Consider the following 15,431-nt stretch of genomic DNA (forward strand, 5'->3'; position numbering starts at 1 on the left):
AGCCTGAAATTAAAAGGCCTGAGTCCGGTAGAATACCGAACCCAGGCCCTGAAAGCCGCTTAATATGAACCGTCCAACTTTATGGGGTCAGTCCAAAAACCGGGGGCTTTTTAGATCAACGGGTGAAGATTACTTCGCTTTACCCTGGTTTGCCACGGCGGCCGCTTTAGCAGCGATCTCGTCGGCATTGCCCAGGTAGTAACGTTTGATTGGCTTGAAGTTCTCGTCGAACTCATACACCAACGGCACGCCGGTTGGGATGTTCAGTTCGAGGATCTCGTCTTCGCTCAGGTTATCCAGGTATTTCACCAGCGCACGCAGGGAGTTGCCGTGAGCCGCAACGATAACGCGCTCGCCGCTTTTGATACGTGGCAGGATTTCTTCATCCCAGTAAGGGATCACGCGATCGATGGTCAGCGCCAGGCTTTCGGTCAGCGGCAGCTCTTGCTCGGTCAGCGCGGAGTAACGTGGGTCGTGGCCTGGGTAGCGCTCGTCATCTTTGGTCAGCTCTGGTGGTGTTACGGCAAAACCGCGACGCCATTGCTTAACCTGCTCGTCACCGTATTTTTCTGCGGTTTCAGCCTTGTTCAGACCCTGCAACGCGCCGTAGTGACGTTCGTTCAGCTTCCAGGATTTTTCAGTCGGCAGCCAGGCTTGATCCAGTTCGTCCAGAATGTTCCACAGGGTGTGGATAGCACGTTTGAGTACGGAAGTGTAAGCAAAGTCAAAAGCGAAACCTTCGTTTTTCAACAGTTCGCCTGCAGCTTTCGCTTCGGTGCGGCCTTTCTCAGACAAATCAACATCATACCAACCGGTGAAGCGGTTTTCGTTGTTCCACTGGCTTTCGCCGTGACGCACCAGAACCAGCTTAGTTACAGCCATAGCTTAACTCCTTAATAATCTGACATTTCAATGATAACGAAAATCATTATATTGCCGCGGCCGGTGGCTCGGCAATCGATAGTGTTTAACCATAGCCAATTTCTTGCCGCAAAGTAAGTGCTGTGCCGAGGAAAAGCTGAATCGTTCAGGCGGGCGCCGAATGGGAAGGCAGCACGGCTAAAGGGAATTCAGCCGTGCCGTAGGAGCAGGGGATCAGGCCGATTTTTTCAGGCAAGTGCTCATGAAGGTTTTACGTGCGTCGCCAGTCAGGCTTTTGGTCTTGGCGTCGGCGTTACAGGTTTTCATTTTCTGCTGCTGCGGGGTTAAGGTTTTGGTCGCAGCGGTGCCTTCGGATTTCAGGCAGGTGCTCATAAAGGTGGAGCGGTCCGCGCCTTTCAGCGCTTTGCCAGAGGCCTGTTGATTACAATCGGTCATGCGTTTCTGCTGTGCAGCCTGCGCCGGTGACGGGGTTTTTGCTGCAGTTTCGGCAGCCATCAGGTTGGTGCTCAGCAGTAAACCCGCCAGTAATGGAAGTGCAGTAATCAGACGCATAGGTGTTCCTTCAGCTATTGACCGGCCGGGGTGGCCGAAATTTGTGATTTTACACAAGGTGTTGTGCTTATCACCGTAGCCTGATTCTAGTGTGCACTTTGGAATAAGGAAAGGCAGCGGCCTGCGGCGCGGAGGGGTAAAAAGGTAAGCATTTATAACAAACGGCCCCCTGCCGCTTGGCAAGGGGCGTAGCGGGTCAAATAGGATAAAACTGATAATGGGTGGCGCTGAGATATTGCTGCCCCGGCTGCAACCAACAGTCGGGCTGTGGCCATTCCGGATGGTTAGGGCTGTCTGGCAAAAACTCGCTTTCCAGCGCTACCCCGGCGTAATTGGCATAGCTGCCGCCATCACGTGCCGGGGTGCCGCCCAGATAATTGCCGCTGTAGAGTTGCAACGCCGGTGCGCTGGTGAACACGCTCATTTGCACCTGGCCATCGGCCGACCACAGGTGAGCCGCCGGGCAATCCAGTGCGCCGCAGGTACGGTGCAGCAGATAGGCGTGGTCGTAACCTTTTACCCGTTGCTGGTCGCGATCGCTCAAAAAATCCTGCAGCAGGGTTTTCGGCTGGCGGAAGTCCATGCCACTGCCTTCTACCGGGGTTAGGGAGGCGCTGGGGATACCCTCGCTGTCGACCGGCAGATAGCGGTCGGCAAACAGTTGCAGCCGCTGGTGACGGGCATCGGTGCCGGCCCCGTCCAGGTTGAAGTAGGCGTGGTTGGTCAGGTTGACCGGGCAGGCGCTGTCGGTCCGCGCCTGATAGCTGATTTCCAGGCGATTATCGGCGGTGAGGCGGTAGTTGACCTGCACGTCGAGGTTACCGGGAAACCCCTGGTCGCCGTCTGGCGAATGCAGCGCGTAACTCACCTGCTGTTCATCCTGCTGAACAATCCGCCAGCGGCGGGTGTTGAAGCCTTCCGGCCCACCGTGTAACTGGTGCGCCCCCTGATTGGCCACCAGTGGATGCGGCTTGCCATCAATCAACAGGCTGGCGTTAGCGATGCGGTTGGCATAGCGGCCGATGGTAGCCCCCAGGTAGGCTGCCTGCTGCAGATAATCCGCCGGTGTTTGGCAACCCAGCAGCAGTTCACGCGTTTTGCCTGACTTCAGCGGCAGTACGGCGGAAAGCCAGGTAGCGCCCCAATCCATCAGCGTGACGGTCATCCCGCCGGCGTTTTTCAACTGGGTTAACTGATAAGGCTGGCCGTCCGGAGCCAGCGTCTGGCTGTCGCTTAGCATGTACCGGCCCCCTCTGACGCTTTGCAGACGTAAAAGGTTTCTTTCAGCCCGTTGGTCTGCAACGGATATTCGCGTGCCACGGCTGCGCGAACCGGTTCTACCAGCGCCAGCGGCATCAAGGCCACAATACAGCCGCCAAAGCCGCCACCGGTCATGCGCACACCGCCGCGATCGCCGATAACCGATTTAACGATCTCTACCAGCCGGTCAATCGGCGGTACGGTAATTTCAAAGTCATCGCGCATTGAGGCGTGCGACTCTGCCATCAATTTGCCCATCAGTTTCATATCACCGGCGGCCAGCGCATCGGCAGCGGCCAGGGTTCGATCGTTTTCGCTGATCACATGGCGCGCTCGTTTGGCGACGATCGGATCCAGTTCATGCTGGATCGGGAAAAACAGCTCCGGGCTGACGTCGCGCAGCGCCTTGACGCCGAAGAAGCGTGCGGCCTCTTCACACTGCTCGCGACGAGTGTTGTATTCGCTGTCCACCAACCCGCGCTTCACATTGGAATTGATGATCACCACGGCAACATCTTCCGGGACTGATACCGCCCGGGTCTCCAATGTGCGGCAATCGATCAGCAACGCATGGTCTTTTTCACCGAGTGCGGAAATCAACTGATCCATAATGCCGCAGTTGCAGCCGACGAACTGGTTCTCCGCTTCCTGACCATTGAGCGCCAGTGCTACGCCATCCAGCGGCAGGGCATACAGCGCCTGCATGGCCTGGCCAACGGCAACTTCCAGCGAGGCAGAAGAACTGAGACCGGCGCCCTGCGGCACATTACCGGAAATCACCAGATCCGCGCCGCCAAAATCGGCATTACGCTGCTGCAGGTGCTTGATCACTCCGCGTACATAATCGGACCAACGTTGATCCGGATGGCTGACGATCGGGCTGTCCAGTGAGAATTGATCCTGCTGACCTTCGTAATCGGCGGCGATCACCCGGATCTGACGGTCGTCGCGTTTGGCGGCGGCGATCACCGTCTGATAGTCAATGGCGCACGGCAGCACAAAACCGTCGTTATAGTCGGTGTGTTCGCCGATCAAATTCACCCGGCCAGGGGCCTGAATAGTCAGCGTGGGGGCGTAGCCAAAACGTTCGGTAAACAGGGCGTGGGTAAGGTTCTTCAAACTCATTTTTTGGCTCCGGCTTCACGGTAATGAATATCGCTAACGGCACGCAGACGTTCTGCGGCCTGTTCTGCGGTCAAATCACGCTGGGTTTCCGCCAGCAACTCATAACCCACCATAAATTTACGCACCGTGGCGGAACGCAGCAGTGGTGGATAGAAATGGGCATGCAGCTGCCAGTGGCGGTTATCCGCATCATTGAACGGTGCGCCGTGCCAGCCCATGGAGTAGGGGAAGGAACATTGGAAAAGGTTGTCGTAACGGCTGGTAAGCTTTTTCAGTGCCAGCGCCAAATCGCTGCTCTGTGCGGCGTCAAGATCGGTAATGCGTTGCACTGCGGTTTTCGGCAGTAACAGCGTCTCAAACGGCCAGGCGGCCCAGTAGGGGACGACCGCCAGCCAGTGTTCGGTTTCTACCACCGTGCGGCTGCCGTCAGCCTGTTCGCGCTGCACGTAGTCCAGCAGCATTGAGGATTGGTGCTGCTGGAAATACTCGTGCTGCAGGCGATCTTCATGCTCAGCTTCATTGGGCAGGAAACTGTTGGCCCAAACCTGGCCATGCGGATGCGGGTTGGAGCAGCCCATCGCCGCGCCTTTATTTTCAAATACCTGCACCCACGGATAGCGGCGTCCCAGGTCGGCGGTCTGTTCCTGCCAGGCGGCGATCACGCTTTCCAGGGCCGGCAGCGTTAGCTCCGGCAGGGTTTTGCTGTGATCGGGGGAGAAGCAGATCACCCGGCTGGTGCCGCGTGCGCTCTGGCAACGCATTAAGGGATCCTGACTCTCCGGCGCTAGCGGGGTGTCCGTCATCAGCGCGGCAAAGTCATTGGTGAACACATAGGTGTTTTGATAATCCGGGTTCTTATCACCGGTGACGCGGGTATTCCCCGGGCAGAGGAAGCAGTCCGGATCGTGCTGCGGCAGTGTTTCAAGCTGTGCGGCTTCCTGCTGGCCCTGCCAGGGACGTTTGGCGCGGTGCGGTGATACCAATACCCATTGACCGGTCAGCGGGTTGTAGCGGCGATGGGGATGATCGATGGGATTAAAATCCGTCATGACGGTTCCTTTTTCTTGGTCGCTGCGGCTGTGTGTAATCGCTTTCACCTACCGCTAACGCCCATTTGACTCATGTAAATGGATAACTATGGCCAAAAATATAGCATGTCCTTTGGAGTAAAAAGGTGATCCAGAGCGAAAAATGGAATCGTTTACACAGTGTGAAACAAGCAAGAATACCGCCAGGACGGCAGGGGAAAGAAAGCAGGAAAAGTAACAATCAGGGGCGAGTGATAGCGCTTTCAGCGGCAGAACCGGCAGGGATTTGCCTGCCGGTTCTGAGGATCAGGGGTGCTGGTACAGCGGGTAAGTGAACAGCAGCAGATGGGTCAGATTAAGCCCGAAGTGGAACAGAATCGGCACCCACAGGCGCCCGCTCCACATCCACGCCAGACCGTAAATCAGCCCGGCAAGCGTAGCGAAAGCCACCATCAGCATACCGCCGGCCAGGTGCGCTGCGCCGAAGATCAGTGCGGCGATAATCAATGCCGGCCAGGCCCCGAACCACTGGCTGAGACGTTGCTGCAGATAGCCACGGAACAGCGCTTCTTCGGCCATACAGACAAAGAACAGGTTGGCCATGATAAACGCCAGGATCCAGGCTGGGGCATGCAATTCAATCTTCAGGCCGCCGAGCGCCACCGCCAACAGCAGCAAGGCCGGGACGCTGATAATCAGCGCGATCCAACCGGATTTGTTAGCGCTTTTACCGGTTTGCGCCGTAAACAACGTAGGCAAACAGGCAAACAGCAGGAAAGGCACCAGCGCCTTGTCGAAGTTGTAATACATGGTGAACGGCGCGCTCAACGGGCCGGCTTTATCACCGTCAATCATCAACTGGTTATGGAACCCCGGCACCCAATGCAGGAATAACGCCACACAGCTTGCAACCACCAGTACTTCGAGTGCAACCGCCAGATTGCGCTGAGCACGAAAATGGTGTCGCAATCCTGCAAGAGCGACAATACCTAATAAACACGCCAGGCTGAGCGGGGTCAGTACTCCATGGTACATCCCCATTCCTGCCGATGCGGCCAAAATTACCCAGGCAATAAGCCGGTTAAATGGCAAAAAGAATAACGCCGTAGCCAGTACGCCCCACATAACTATGTCCCTTTAAAATATGCACACGGTGCCCATTACCGAAGGCAATCATTGCTTTATCGGTGTGCTGATGATCGGTGAGTTGGGCACTATTTTGGATAGTAGCACAGTGAAATGACAGTAAAGGTCGGTGCAGTGGGTGAAATAGTGCGTTCAGCCCTTCATCCAGGCCGATGAACGAGTGATTTCCGCCAGATTCTGCAGAATATCCAGGCTCTGCTGGTGCATCTCCAGAGTTGGTGCGGCGCACAAGTCCTGCAAGATGCTGACCTGAAAACCGGCGTCGTGCGCCTGTCTGGCGGTGCTCTCGATTGCCAGCGGGGTACTGACGCCGCCCAGCAACAAATGATGGCAGTGATGCTGCTGCAGCCAGGCTAACAAATTGTTACCGGCAAAGGCGCAAACACCGTTCTTTTCGAACTGAAAATCCGCAGGTAATACCTGCAAATCCTGCTCCCACTGGCAACCTACACTGCTTAAACGCAGCGCGCCGATCTGTTTTAGGTGGTTGAACAGCGGAGAGTGGGCGGGAATATCGTGATAGTCATCGGCAAAACCGACGCGTACCCAAATCACCGGAATTTTACGTACCCGAGCGTAAGCCGCAGCGGCATTGGTGTTGGCAATCAGATTTTGCGCGATCACCTGTTCACGGCAATGATTTGCACGCCCTTTGGGGCCAATCAAATCGTCGATAAGATCGATAATAATCAGTGCGGCGGACATAGTGTCTCCAGAAACGAATCCTTTCCCCTTATGATAAAAGGCCAAATGTGATGTGTTACCGGGGAAGTGTTGCCGGATATGTCATCGGATGAGTGGCAAAGCCCCCCATCCGGATTTTTCAGTTCAGCGTATCGTGCTGATAGCGATAGCCGTCGCCGTCAGGCACAAAGCTCAGACGGTGGGTAATACTCTGTGGCGCGTCCTCTGCATGGTGCGAAACAAACAACAGCTGGGTTGCGCCCTGACCGATCAACACGTCGACAAAACGGCGTACCAGCTGGCGATTGAGCGGATCCAGCCCCTGTAGCGGTTCGTCGAGGATCAGCAGCGCCGGGTGCTTGACCAGTGCGCGGGCAATCAATGCCAACCGCTGCTGCCCCCAGGACAGACTATGGAACGGGGCTTCTCCCTTTGAGCCACCCAGCCCCAGCAGTGCCAGCCATTGGTCGGCCAATTGCCGCTGGCGATCGGACACCGCCTGATAAATGCCAATCGAATCGAAGAAACCGGACAGGATCACGGTACGCACGCTGGCACTGACGCGGTAGTCCAGGTGCAGGCTGCTGCTGACGTAGCCGATATGGCGTTTGATATCCCAGATGGTTTCCCCGCTGCCGCGACGGCGGCCGAACAGGGTGAGATCGTTACTGTACCCTTGGGGATGATCGCCGGTGATCAGGCTGAGCAGGGTGGATTTACCGGCGCCGTTCGGGCCGACGATCTGCCAGTGCTCGCCGGGGTTAACCTGCCAGTCGAGATGATTGAGGATCGGTTGATCGTTATAACTGACCACGCCATCACGCAGGATGATTAACGGCTGGTCTGCCGGCAGCGTGGTTTTTTGCGCGGGATCTTCGGTCTCCGGCAGCGCCAGGCCATCCAGGTTTTCACTGTGGGCCAGTTGAGCGACCAGTGCGTCGGCCATCACCTGCTGCCGCGTGCCCTGGCTTGCCAAAGTACAGTCCGCCAATACGCCCACCTGACGGATAAAGTCCGGCACCTCGTCAAAACGGTTGAGTACCAGCACCAGGGTATAGCCATGCCCTGAAAGGTCGCTCAGCAGCGCAGCCAATTGGGCGCGTGAATTGACATCCAGCCCGTCAAAAGGCTCATCGAGGATCAGCAGGTCGGGTTGCGGCATCAGCGCCCGACACAGCAAGGTTTTGCGTGTTTCTCCGGTAGAAAGATATTTGAAGCGACGTGACAACAGCGGGGTGATGCCGAACTGTTCGGCCAATTGGGCGCAGCGGGCTGGGTCTTTGAGCTCTTCCTGAATGATTTCCGCCACGGTGCGGCCGGTATCTTCTTCGCCAGGGCTAAGCAGGTCGGTATTGTTGCGTTGCCATTCGTCGCTGACCAGTTTTTGCAACTGTTCGAAAGAAATACGTACCGCATGGCGGAAATCGCTGCGCCGCTCGCCGCTCAATAACACCAGCTCATTGGCCAGTGCGCGAGCCAGCGCAGATTTACCGCTGCCGTTGGCGCCGACAAAGGCCCAACTGTCGCCAGCCTGAATATCCAGCGCATCCAGCGTCAGGGTGCGGGTATCGCTTAAGCGGAATGAACCTTGCGAAATGTGCAACGACGACATCACCTGTTCCTTTTTATGCAATTATTTTGTTTAGAAATAGGCGCATTGCAGGGTGATGTCAATCGGCAAAAATGCAACGTTACGTTGCGTTTAACACAACGTGGCGACAATCACCCGATCGGCGTTAAACAAGGCATACACCGCACTGCCGGGCTGCAGTTTAAGCTGCTGTAGTTCTGCGTTGGTTATGGTAGCGCACAGGGTTTCGCCCCCGGTGAGCGTGACCAAAACTTCGCTGTGATCGGCACCTGGCTGGATGCTGGCCACTACGCCTGCCAGCGAGTTGTCTGCCGCGCCGGCCAGTGCCGGATCGGTGTTCAGCTTTACCCACGGGGCTTTAATCAGCGCCAGCACTTCCTTACCGGGCGAGAGCTGCAGTCGATCGGCGCTTTGTTGGGTAATGGCTGCACTGAGGCGGGTTTTGCCGTCGTTCAGTAAAATATCCAGATGTTGCTGCACTTGCTGATGGTCGCGTTCGATCACCGTACCGAAAAATTGGTTGCGCGCGCTGGTTTGCAGCGAAAAACGTGAGATGGCCGCCAGCAGGCTGTCGAGTGGCAGGTTGTCTTGCTGCAGTACGTCGAAGGCTTTTTGCTGGATCTGCCCCAGCAGGTCGTAAAGCTGGATCAGCCGTTCACCATAATGGGTTACCTGAGCACCGCCGCCACCTTTGCCGCCGGTAGCGCGCTCCACCACCGTTTGCTCCGCCAACTGGTTCATTTCGTTAATTGCATCCCAGGCGCTCTTATAGCTGATGCCTGCCAATTTAGCCCCCTGACTGATGGAGCCGGTGTGTCGGACCTGCTTAAGCAGCGCGATACGGCGCGGATCGGCGAACAGTTTTTGCTGGAGTTTTAGAGTAAGAAGAATTTCGGCCTGCATAACACGTCCTGTCGGCTGCAAAAGGGTTATTGTCGCTGATTTGTGGCGAAAGCGCCAAATGGCACGTTTGGCCGGTTACAAATTTCGTACGGTCTTTAAAATAACCACGTTTTAGTGTGTATTTTGGTTTAAAGTAAAGATTACGTGGCGGTGTTCATTACCGCTCAATGGCAGTTAAGTGAGGCTACCATGATGGAATTATTGATAAGTTTGCTGTTCGCCGTAGTGATGGTGCCGATTGTCATGGCCATCATCCTCGGTTTGATCTACGGTTTGGGTGAGGTGTTCAACGTCTTCTCCAAAGTGGGTCATTCTAAAGAGAACCGCACCTAGCACCACCTTCCCTCTATTAATACCCTATAGCTTTCAAGTTGCAGCTAGGCGACCAGCTTGCTCATCCCCAGGCGCTTACTCGAGTAAGTTACTGGGGGAGCAAGTGCAGATAACAACGCTGCAGCTTGAAAGATGACGGGTATATACCCGCCGGCATCGTTCGGTGGGTGTTTCTCAAGTTATCTCCCACCGTGCCGATAAACCGCATGACAAGCTTCTGCGTGACGTTATATTATTTTTTATATAACGAAGAGTGATAATGCACGTTAACTTGCGGAGAAAACAATGAAACAGCAATGGACCAAGTGGGTCGGCGGTATCGTATTGATGTCCGGTATGGTTATGCAGGCTTCTGCGGCGGAAAAAGTGACCGTTTTTGCGGCAGCGTCGTTGACTAATGCCTTGCAGGACATCGCGACCCAGTATCAGAAGGGAAAGGATGTTCAGGTCGTTTCTTCATTCGCTTCCTCTTCCACGCTGGCACGCCAGATAGAGCAGGGCGCTCCGGCCGATTTGTTCATCTCCGCCGATCAGCAGTGGATGGATTATGCCATCGACAAACAGCAGATGGTTAAAGATACCCGCTATACCTTATTGGGTAACGAATTGGTGCTGATCGCCGCCAAAGATGCCAAACAGGCTAAAATCACGCTCGATAAGCAGACAGACTGGACGAAATTACTCAATGGCGGCCGGCTGTCGGTGGGCGACCCGGATCACGTACCGGCCGGTATCTACGCCAAGGAAGCACTGCAAAATCTGGGGGCCTGGACAGCCCTGGAGCCTAAACTGGCGCGTGCCAACAACGTACGCAGTGCCATGACTCTGGTAGAGCGTGGTGAAGCGCCGCTGGGCATTGTTTATGGCTCAGACGCGGTGGCCAGTGATAAAGTCAGCGTAGTGGCTATTTTCCCGGAAGACAGCCACAAACCGGTTGAATACCCGATGGCTATCGTTAAAGGCCATCAGACACCGGCCGTCAGCGCGTTCTACAGCTACCTGAAGAGCCCGGAAGCGGCGGCTATTTTCAAACATTATGGATTCTCTCCACGTAAATGATTTTGAGCGAGTACGAGTGGCAAGCGGTTGAGCTGAGCCTGAAAGTGTCCTGCGTGGCGGTGGTGTTCAGCTTACCTTTTGGCATTCTGATGGCCTGGGTGTTGGTCCGCTGTCAGTTTCCCGGCAAGTCGCTGCTGGACGGTATTATTCACCTGCCGCTGGTGCTGCCGCCGGTGGTGGTGGGCTATTTATTGCTGATCTCCATGGGGCGGCGCGGCGCGGTCGGTGAATGGCTGTATGACTGGTTCGGTTTCAGTTTCAGCTTTAGCTGGCGCGGTGCAGCCCTGGCTTCCGCAGTGATGGCGTTTCCGCTGATGGTCCGCGCCATCCGGCTGGCGCTGGAGGCGGTAGATACCCGTCTGGAACAGGCTGCCCGTACTCTTGGCGCCAACCCATGGCGGGTATTTTTCACCATTACCTTGCCGCTTTCGTTACCGGGATTGATCGTCGGCGTGGTGCTGGGTTTTGCCCGTTCGCTGGGTGAGTTCGGCGCCACCATTACCTTTGTTTCCAATATTCCCGGCGAGACGCGCACCATCCCGTCGGCAATGTATACCCTGATTGAAACGCCGGGGGCGGAATCCGCCGCCGCACGCCTGTGCGTGATTGCTATTGTGCTGTCACTGGTTTCACTGATGGTTTCCGAGTGGCTGGCCCGCTGGGGACGCAAACGGATGGGCGTATAAATGTTGGAGCTGGATTTTTCCCAATGCCTTGGCGACCTGAACCTCAATGTGCGCGCCGATCTGCCTGCTCAGGGTATTACCGCGATTTTTGGCCTGTCCGGCGCCGGTAAAACCTCCCTAATCAACGCCATCGGCGGCCTGACGCGCTTGCAACAGGGGCGGATCGTGCTCAATGGCCGCACGCTGGTGGATACCGAACGTGGCCTGTGCCTGCCGCCGGAAAAACGTCGTATTGGCTATGTGTTTCAGGACGCACGTCTGTTCCCGCATTACCGGGTGCGCGGCAACCTGCAATACGGTATGGCGGCTGAGATGCGCGCGCAGTTTGACAGTATTGTCGAGCTGCTGGGCATCGGTCCGTTGCTTAATCGTCTGCCGTTGACGCTGTCCGGTGGCGAAAAACAGCGGGTGGCGATTGGTCGCGCCCTGCTGACCGCGCCGGAGTTGCTGTTGATGGACGAACCGCTGGCCTCGCTGGACCTGCCGCGCAAGCGCGAGCTGTTGCCCTATCTGGAACGGTTGGCGCAGGACGTTAATATCCCCATTCTCTACGTCAGCCACAGCATGGACGAAATTCTGCGCCTGGCGGAGCAGGTGATGGTGCTGGATAACGGTCAGGTGAGGGCCTTCGGCGGGCTGGAGGAGGTGTGGGCCAGCAGCGCGTTGCGGCCCTGGTTGCAGCGAGAGGATCAAAGCAGCGTGCTGCGCGTCAGCGTGATTGAACATCACCAGCGTTATGCGATGACGGCGTTGGCGTTGGGCGACCAACGTTTGTGGGTCAGCGGCGTCGACGCCGCCCTGGGTGCCCAACTGCGTATCCGCATCAACGCGGCCGATGTTTCGCTGGTATTGCAGCCGCCGGTCAACAGCAGTATCCGCAACGTCTTGCCGGCCAGGGTGACCGAGTGCCTGGAGGTTGACGGGCAGGTGGAGGTGAAACTGGCGGTAGGAGAAAGCGTACTCTGGGCGCGTATTACGCCGTGGGCACGAGACGAACTGGCGATCCGGCCGGGGCAGTGGCTGTATGCGCAGGTTAAAAGCGTGTCAATCAGCCGCGAGGCGCGTTGAATTCGGCCCTCCCGGCAGGGAGGGCAATGGCATTACTGACCCAGAACTCTAGTGTGAATGACTTCGGCAATGCCCGGCTGCAGGTGATCGGCAATCACCAGATCGGCGCGTTGTTTGATGGCGTCATCGGCGTTGCCCATGGCGACACCCAGGCCAACCGCTTCCAGCATGCTGAGATCGTTGTAGTTATCCCCGAAGGCCACCACCTGGCTCATGCTTAAACCCTGTGACTCCACCCATTGCTGCAGGCGTTTCCCCTTGCTGTTGCCGCCTTTGGCAATATCGACCTGATCGAGCCACGACCATTCGCAGGCCAGCCCCAGCTCTTTTTCTACCATTTCGGCGAAGCGGCGCAGTGCAGGAATATCGGCGTGCGAGGTGGCGAACTTCCAGATTGATTGCGCCTCATCGGCCGCCTGAACCAGGCTGTTAACCTGCAACAGCGTTGGGCGCTGTGCCGGCGGCAGGGTTTCTGCCCAGGCCAATGAACGGGTGATGTGGCCGCTCGGCTCCTGATACAGCATGGCGTCGTCCACGTACATCAGGCCATGAATGTCGCTTTGCTTCAGCATCTGCAACACCAGCTTGGCCTGAGCTTTTTCCAGCGGATCGGCCGCCAGCACTTTTTTCTGCTGGAAGTCATACAAATAGGTGCCGTTACAGCAGATTGCCGGAGTGTCTATCTCCAGCGCCTGATAGAACGGGTGGATCGCCACATGATGGCGACCGGTGACTACCACTACTTTGACGCCGGCGGCACGCGCCTGGGCCAGGGCTGCCAGCGACTGCGGTAAAATGCGTTTTTGGTTGTCCAGCAAGGTGCCATCCAGATCGAGGGCAATGACGCGGTAGCTCATAGGGATCTCATTATAGTTAGCAACAAAATTAAACTGATGGTACACCGGATAAGCAACGGATAAAACCGCACAGATTTCATCTGCAACGCGTCACGGATGTGAGGTAAGCTAGGGGAAACCGAAAAACCTGAAACCGGTTTCTCTTTTACCCTATGCAAGGAGAATTCATGAAGCAAATCGTTTATGTCGCCAGCCCGGAAAGCCAACAAATTCACGTATGGCAGTTAAGCGACGCGGGTGCGTTAGAGTTGCTGCAGACCGTCGAGGCCCCGGGGCAGGTGCAACCGATGGCGATCCACCCGGACAGAACGCATCTGTACGTGGGTGTGCGCCCGGCTTTCGGTATTGTCAGCTATCGCATTGAGGCGGACGGCACACTGCAACAGGCCGGTATGGCGCCGCTGCCAGGTAGCCCAACCCATATTTCTACCGATTTGCAGGGGCGCTATCTGTTTTCCGCTTCTTACAGCGGTAACTGTGCCAGCGTTAGCCCTATCGGCCATGACGGCGTGGTGGTAGCACCTATCCAGCAGATCGACGGTTTGACCGCGCCGCATTCGGCCAATATCGATCCGACCAATCAACTGTTGCTGGTGCCTTGTCTGAAAGAAGATCGCATCCGCCTGTTTAATCTGGATCTGCAAGGTGAACTGACGCCGCACGCTCAGGAAGCCGTGACGACGGCCAGTGGCGCAGGCCCGCGTCATATGGCATTCCACCATAACGACAAATATGCTTACTGCGTGAATGAGCTCGATGGCACGGTAGACGTGTTCGCCATCAGCGAAAACGGCGGCAAATATACTCTGGTGCAAACGCTGGATATCATGCCGGCCGATTTCAACGGTACCCGCTGGGCGGCGGATATTCATATCACGCCGAACGGCCGCTTCCTGTACACCAGTGACCGTACCGCCAGTATCCTGACTATTTTCAGCGTGTCCGAAGATGGCAGTACCTTGTCGGTGATCGGTTATCATCCGACCGAAGAGCAGCCGCGCGGCTTCAATATTGACCACAGCGGCCGCTTTGTGATTTCGTCCGGCCAGAAGGCCGGTCATATCGGGGTGTATGAGATTGATCAGGCCAGCGGCAAGCTGACCACGCTGGCAAGGTACCCGGTGGGTAAAGGCCCGATGTGGGTAAGCATCCTGGCTAAATAAAACTAAGGGGCGAATACATTCGCCCCTTAGTTTGCCAAAAATCAGCTGTACTTCACCGTCAGCGTAGCGCTGCCGAGGCTATGGAAGTGCACGTTAAAACCAACCAGTGCGCCGCTGGAGCCTTCATCCACCTCAATGCTTGCTACGTCCAGCGCATGTACGGTGAAGTGATAGCGGTGGCTTTCACCCTGCGGTGGCGCCGCGCCGCCGTAACCGGCGGAACCAAAGTCGGTGCGAGTCTGGATAGCCCCAGCCGGTAAGCCACCTTTGCCGGAGCCTGCGCCCGGCGGAAGTTCACGCGTTGCCGCCGGGATATTGGCGACCACCCAGTGCCACCAGCCGGAGCCGGTCGGGGCATCGGGATCGTAAACTGAAATCACGAAGCTCTTGGTGCCTTCCGGCACGCCATCCCAGGCCAGATGCGGTGACAGATTATCGCCGTGATAACCCATGCCGTTAAACACCTGACGCTCCGGCATTTTTGCGCCGTCCTGCAACTCATTGCTGTACAAACGAAAAGTCATGCTGACTCCCTGTTGTCGGTAAAAGCAGAACCCTAAGCTAGACCGTTTTGCCGCAACAATACAAGCAGCATTGTATCTCGCCAGTAGCCTTATCTATGGGTTACCATAATTAACCGTGAAGCTACATTCGCGATAATTATCATTCACAGTTCGATATAAACTAATCATGATTTCATTCAAAAAACGCACGCCGTGGTTTGGCTGGCTGCGCCGCTGGGCCAGGGGTATCAAGCGCGACATTTATGCACTCTGGCTGGCGGCCCGCGACCGGCGCACGCCCTGGTATGCCAAATTGGTTGCCCTGCTGGTGGCGGGTTATGCGGTGTCGCCGATAGATTTAATCCCGGATTTTGTTCCGGTATTGGGCTATCTGGACGATGTGGTGATCGTGCCGCTGGGCATCATGCTGGCGGTGCGGCTGATCCCCAAACCGCTGATGGTGGAGTTTCGCGAGAAGGCGCAACGGCGCATCGATAATCCAACCGGCCGGATGGCGGCGGTGATGATCATTTTGCTGTGGGTGGGGTGCCTGGTGTGGCTGGCCCGTTATCTGGACCAGCATTGGTAAGC

General features: G+C 56.5%; 17 protein-coding genes. 6 read left to right on the forward strand and 11 right to left on the reverse strand.

What is annotated here, in order from left to right; all coding sequences use genetic code 11:
- Positions 1 to 129: 129 nt before the first annotated feature.
- The 9 genes from gpmA to modE form a co-directional block, all read right to left on the reverse strand.
- Positions 130 to 882: a 2,3-diphosphoglycerate-dependent phosphoglycerate mutase gene (gene gpmA, locus M2406_RS00005; RefSeq protein ID WP_012005722.1), complete on the reverse strand. Its 753-nt coding sequence runs from the start codon at positions 880 to 882 to the stop codon at positions 130 to 132.
- 213 nt (positions 883 to 1,095) lie between these two features.
- Positions 1,096 to 1,434: a PsiF family protein gene (locus M2406_RS00010; protein ID WP_012005723.1), complete on the reverse strand. Its 339-nt coding sequence runs from the start codon at positions 1,432 to 1,434 to the stop codon at positions 1,096 to 1,098.
- A gap of 196 nt (positions 1,435 to 1,630) precedes the next feature.
- Complete coding sequence (gene galM, locus M2406_RS00015; protein ID WP_259187791.1) at positions 1,631 to 2,674, reverse strand: galactose-1-epimerase; 1,044 nt, start codon at positions 2,672 to 2,674, stop codon at positions 1,631 to 1,633.
- Positions 2,668 to 3,819, reverse strand: coding sequence for a galactokinase (gene galK, locus M2406_RS00020; RefSeq protein ID WP_259187792.1), 1,152 nt, complete (start codon positions 3,817 to 3,819; stop codon positions 2,668 to 2,670). The genes galM and galK overlap by 7 nt, the downstream gene beginning before the upstream one ends.
- A complete protein-coding gene (gene galT, locus M2406_RS00025; RefSeq protein ID WP_115183046.1) occupies positions 3,816 to 4,868 on the reverse strand; it encodes a galactose-1-phosphate uridylyltransferase in 1,053 nt (350 codons plus the stop codon). Before galT ends, galK begins: the two co-directional genes overlap by 4 nt.
- 285 nt (positions 4,869 to 5,153) lie before the next feature.
- The gene (locus tag M2406_RS00030) at positions 5,154 to 5,972 is read right to left on the reverse strand and encodes a CPBP family intramembrane glutamic endopeptidase (protein ID WP_259187793.1); all 819 of its coding nucleotides are present in this window, start codon (positions 5,970 to 5,972) and stop codon (positions 5,154 to 5,156) included.
- 153 nt (positions 5,973 to 6,125) lie between these two features.
- Positions 6,126 to 6,698 (reverse strand): cysteine hydrolase family protein, encoded by a 573-nt coding sequence (locus M2406_RS00035; RefSeq protein WP_112364337.1) that lies wholly within the window; start codon positions 6,696 to 6,698, stop codon positions 6,126 to 6,128.
- Positions 6,699 to 6,816: 118 nt separating this feature from the next.
- On the reverse strand, positions 6,817 to 8,289 hold the full coding sequence (gene modF, locus M2406_RS00040; RefSeq protein WP_135344542.1) for a molybdate ABC transporter ATP-binding protein ModF: 1,473 nt from the start codon (positions 8,287 to 8,289) through the stop codon (positions 6,817 to 6,819).
- Between the two features lie 90 nt (positions 8,290 to 8,379).
- On the reverse strand, positions 8,380 to 9,171 hold the full coding sequence (gene modE / locus M2406_RS00045; RefSeq protein ID WP_012005730.1) for a molybdenum-dependent transcriptional regulator: 792 nt from the start codon (positions 9,169 to 9,171) through the stop codon (positions 8,380 to 8,382).
- Positions 9,172 to 9,360: 189 nt separating this feature from the next.
- On the opposite strand from modE, the gene M2406_RS00050 reads away from it, so the two are divergent.
- The 4 genes from M2406_RS00050 to modC all read left to right on the forward strand — a co-directional run bounded on the left by M2406_RS00050 (position 9,361) and on the right by modC (position 12,317).
- On the forward strand, positions 9,361 to 9,504 hold the full coding sequence (locus M2406_RS00050) for an AcrZ family multidrug efflux pump-associated protein (RefSeq protein ID WP_012005736.1): 144 nt from the start codon (positions 9,361 to 9,363) through the stop codon (positions 9,502 to 9,504).
- A gap of 285 nt (positions 9,505 to 9,789) precedes the next feature.
- Complete coding sequence (gene modA, locus M2406_RS00055) at positions 9,790 to 10,563, forward strand: molybdate ABC transporter substrate-binding protein (protein WP_012005737.1); 774 nt, start codon at positions 9,790 to 9,792, stop codon at positions 10,561 to 10,563.
- Positions 10,560 to 11,249: a molybdate ABC transporter permease subunit gene (gene modB / locus M2406_RS00060; RefSeq protein ID WP_012005738.1), complete on the forward strand. Its 690-nt coding sequence runs from the start codon at positions 10,560 to 10,562 to the stop codon at positions 11,247 to 11,249. The genes modA and modB overlap by 4 nt, the downstream gene beginning before the upstream one ends.
- On the forward strand, positions 11,250 to 12,317 hold the full coding sequence (gene modC / locus M2406_RS00065) for a molybdenum ABC transporter ATP-binding protein ModC (protein WP_259187802.1): 1,068 nt from the start codon (positions 11,250 to 11,252) through the stop codon (positions 12,315 to 12,317).
- A gap of 32 nt (positions 12,318 to 12,349) precedes the next feature.
- Here the strand turns inward: modC and M2406_RS00070 are convergent, their stop codons facing one another.
- Positions 12,350 to 13,174, reverse strand: a complete 825-nt coding sequence (locus tag M2406_RS00070) for a pyridoxal phosphatase (RefSeq protein WP_259187803.1) — start codon at positions 13,172 to 13,174, stop codon at positions 12,350 to 12,352.
- A gap of 167 nt (positions 13,175 to 13,341) precedes the next feature.
- On the opposite strand from M2406_RS00070, the gene pgl reads away from it, so the two are divergent.
- On the forward strand, positions 13,342 to 14,337 hold the full coding sequence (gene pgl / locus M2406_RS00075; protein WP_259187805.1) for a 6-phosphogluconolactonase: 996 nt from the start codon (positions 13,342 to 13,344) through the stop codon (positions 14,335 to 14,337).
- Positions 14,338 to 14,378: 41 nt separating this feature from the next.
- Here pgl and M2406_RS00080 read toward each other — a convergent pair whose 3' ends face one another.
- Positions 14,379 to 14,861, reverse strand: coding sequence for a kinase inhibitor (locus M2406_RS00080; protein ID WP_012005742.1), 483 nt, complete (start codon positions 14,859 to 14,861; stop codon positions 14,379 to 14,381).
- 166 nt (positions 14,862 to 15,027) lie between these two features.
- Here M2406_RS00080 and M2406_RS26465 point away from each other — a divergent pair, with 166 nt between their 5' ends.
- Positions 15,028 to 15,429, forward strand: a complete 402-nt coding sequence (locus M2406_RS26465) for a YkvA family protein (protein ID WP_012005743.1) — start codon at positions 15,028 to 15,030, stop codon at positions 15,427 to 15,429.
- The last annotated feature ends 2 nt before the right edge of the window (positions 15,430 to 15,431 follow it).

This window comes from Serratia sp. BIGb0163, assembly GCF_024809935.1.
Classification (GTDB): Bacteria; Pseudomonadota; Gammaproteobacteria; order Enterobacterales; family Enterobacteriaceae; genus Serratia; species Serratia quinivorans.

Coding starts and splice junctions, on each gene's coding strand:
- gpmA (WP_012005722.1), bottom strand. CDS start 882: ATGGCTGTAACTAAGCTGGTTCTGGTGCGTCACGGCGAAAGCCAGTGG.
- M2406_RS00010 (WP_012005723.1), bottom strand. CDS start 1,434: ATGCGTCTGATTACTGCACTTCCATTACTGGCGGGTTTACTGCTGAGC.
- galM (WP_259187791.1), bottom strand. CDS start 2,674: ATGCTAAGCGACAGCCAGACGCTGGCTCCGGACGGCCAGCCTTATCAG.
- galK (WP_259187792.1), bottom strand. CDS start 3,819: ATGAGTTTGAAGAACCTTACCCACGCCCTGTTTACCGAACGTTTTGGC.
- galT (WP_115183046.1), bottom strand. CDS start 4,868: ATGACGGATTTTAATCCCATCGATCATCCCCATCGCCGCTACAACCCG.
- M2406_RS00030 (WP_259187793.1), bottom strand. CDS start 5,972: ATGTGGGGCGTACTGGCTACGGCGTTATTCTTTTTGCCATTTAACCGG.
- M2406_RS00035 (WP_112364337.1), bottom strand. CDS start 6,698: ATGTCCGCCGCACTGATTATTATCGATCTTATCGACGATTTGATTGGC.
- modF (WP_135344542.1), bottom strand. CDS start 8,289: ATGTCGTCGTTGCACATTTCGCAAGGTTCATTCCGCTTAAGCGATACC.
- modE (WP_012005730.1), bottom strand. CDS start 9,171: ATGCAGGCCGAAATTCTTCTTACTCTAAAACTCCAGCAAAAACTGTTC.
- M2406_RS00050 (WP_012005736.1), top strand. CDS start 9,361: ATGATGGAATTATTGATAAGTTTGCTGTTCGCCGTAGTGATGGTGCCG.
- modA (WP_012005737.1), top strand. CDS start 9,790: ATGAAACAGCAATGGACCAAGTGGGTCGGCGGTATCGTATTGATGTCC.
- modB (WP_012005738.1), top strand. CDS start 10,560: ATGATTTTGAGCGAGTACGAGTGGCAAGCGGTTGAGCTGAGCCTGAAA.
- modC (WP_259187802.1), top strand. CDS start 11,250: ATGTTGGAGCTGGATTTTTCCCAATGCCTTGGCGACCTGAACCTCAAT.
- M2406_RS00070 (WP_259187803.1), bottom strand. CDS start 13,174: ATGAGCTACCGCGTCATTGCCCTCGATCTGGATGGCACCTTGCTGGAC.
- pgl (WP_259187805.1), top strand. CDS start 13,342: ATGAAGCAAATCGTTTATGTCGCCAGCCCGGAAAGCCAACAAATTCAC.
- M2406_RS00080 (WP_012005742.1), bottom strand. CDS start 14,861: ATGACTTTTCGTTTGTACAGCAATGAGTTGCAGGACGGCGCAAAAATG.
- M2406_RS26465 (WP_012005743.1), top strand. CDS start 15,028: ATGATTTCATTCAAAAAACGCACGCCGTGGTTTGGCTGGCTGCGCCGC.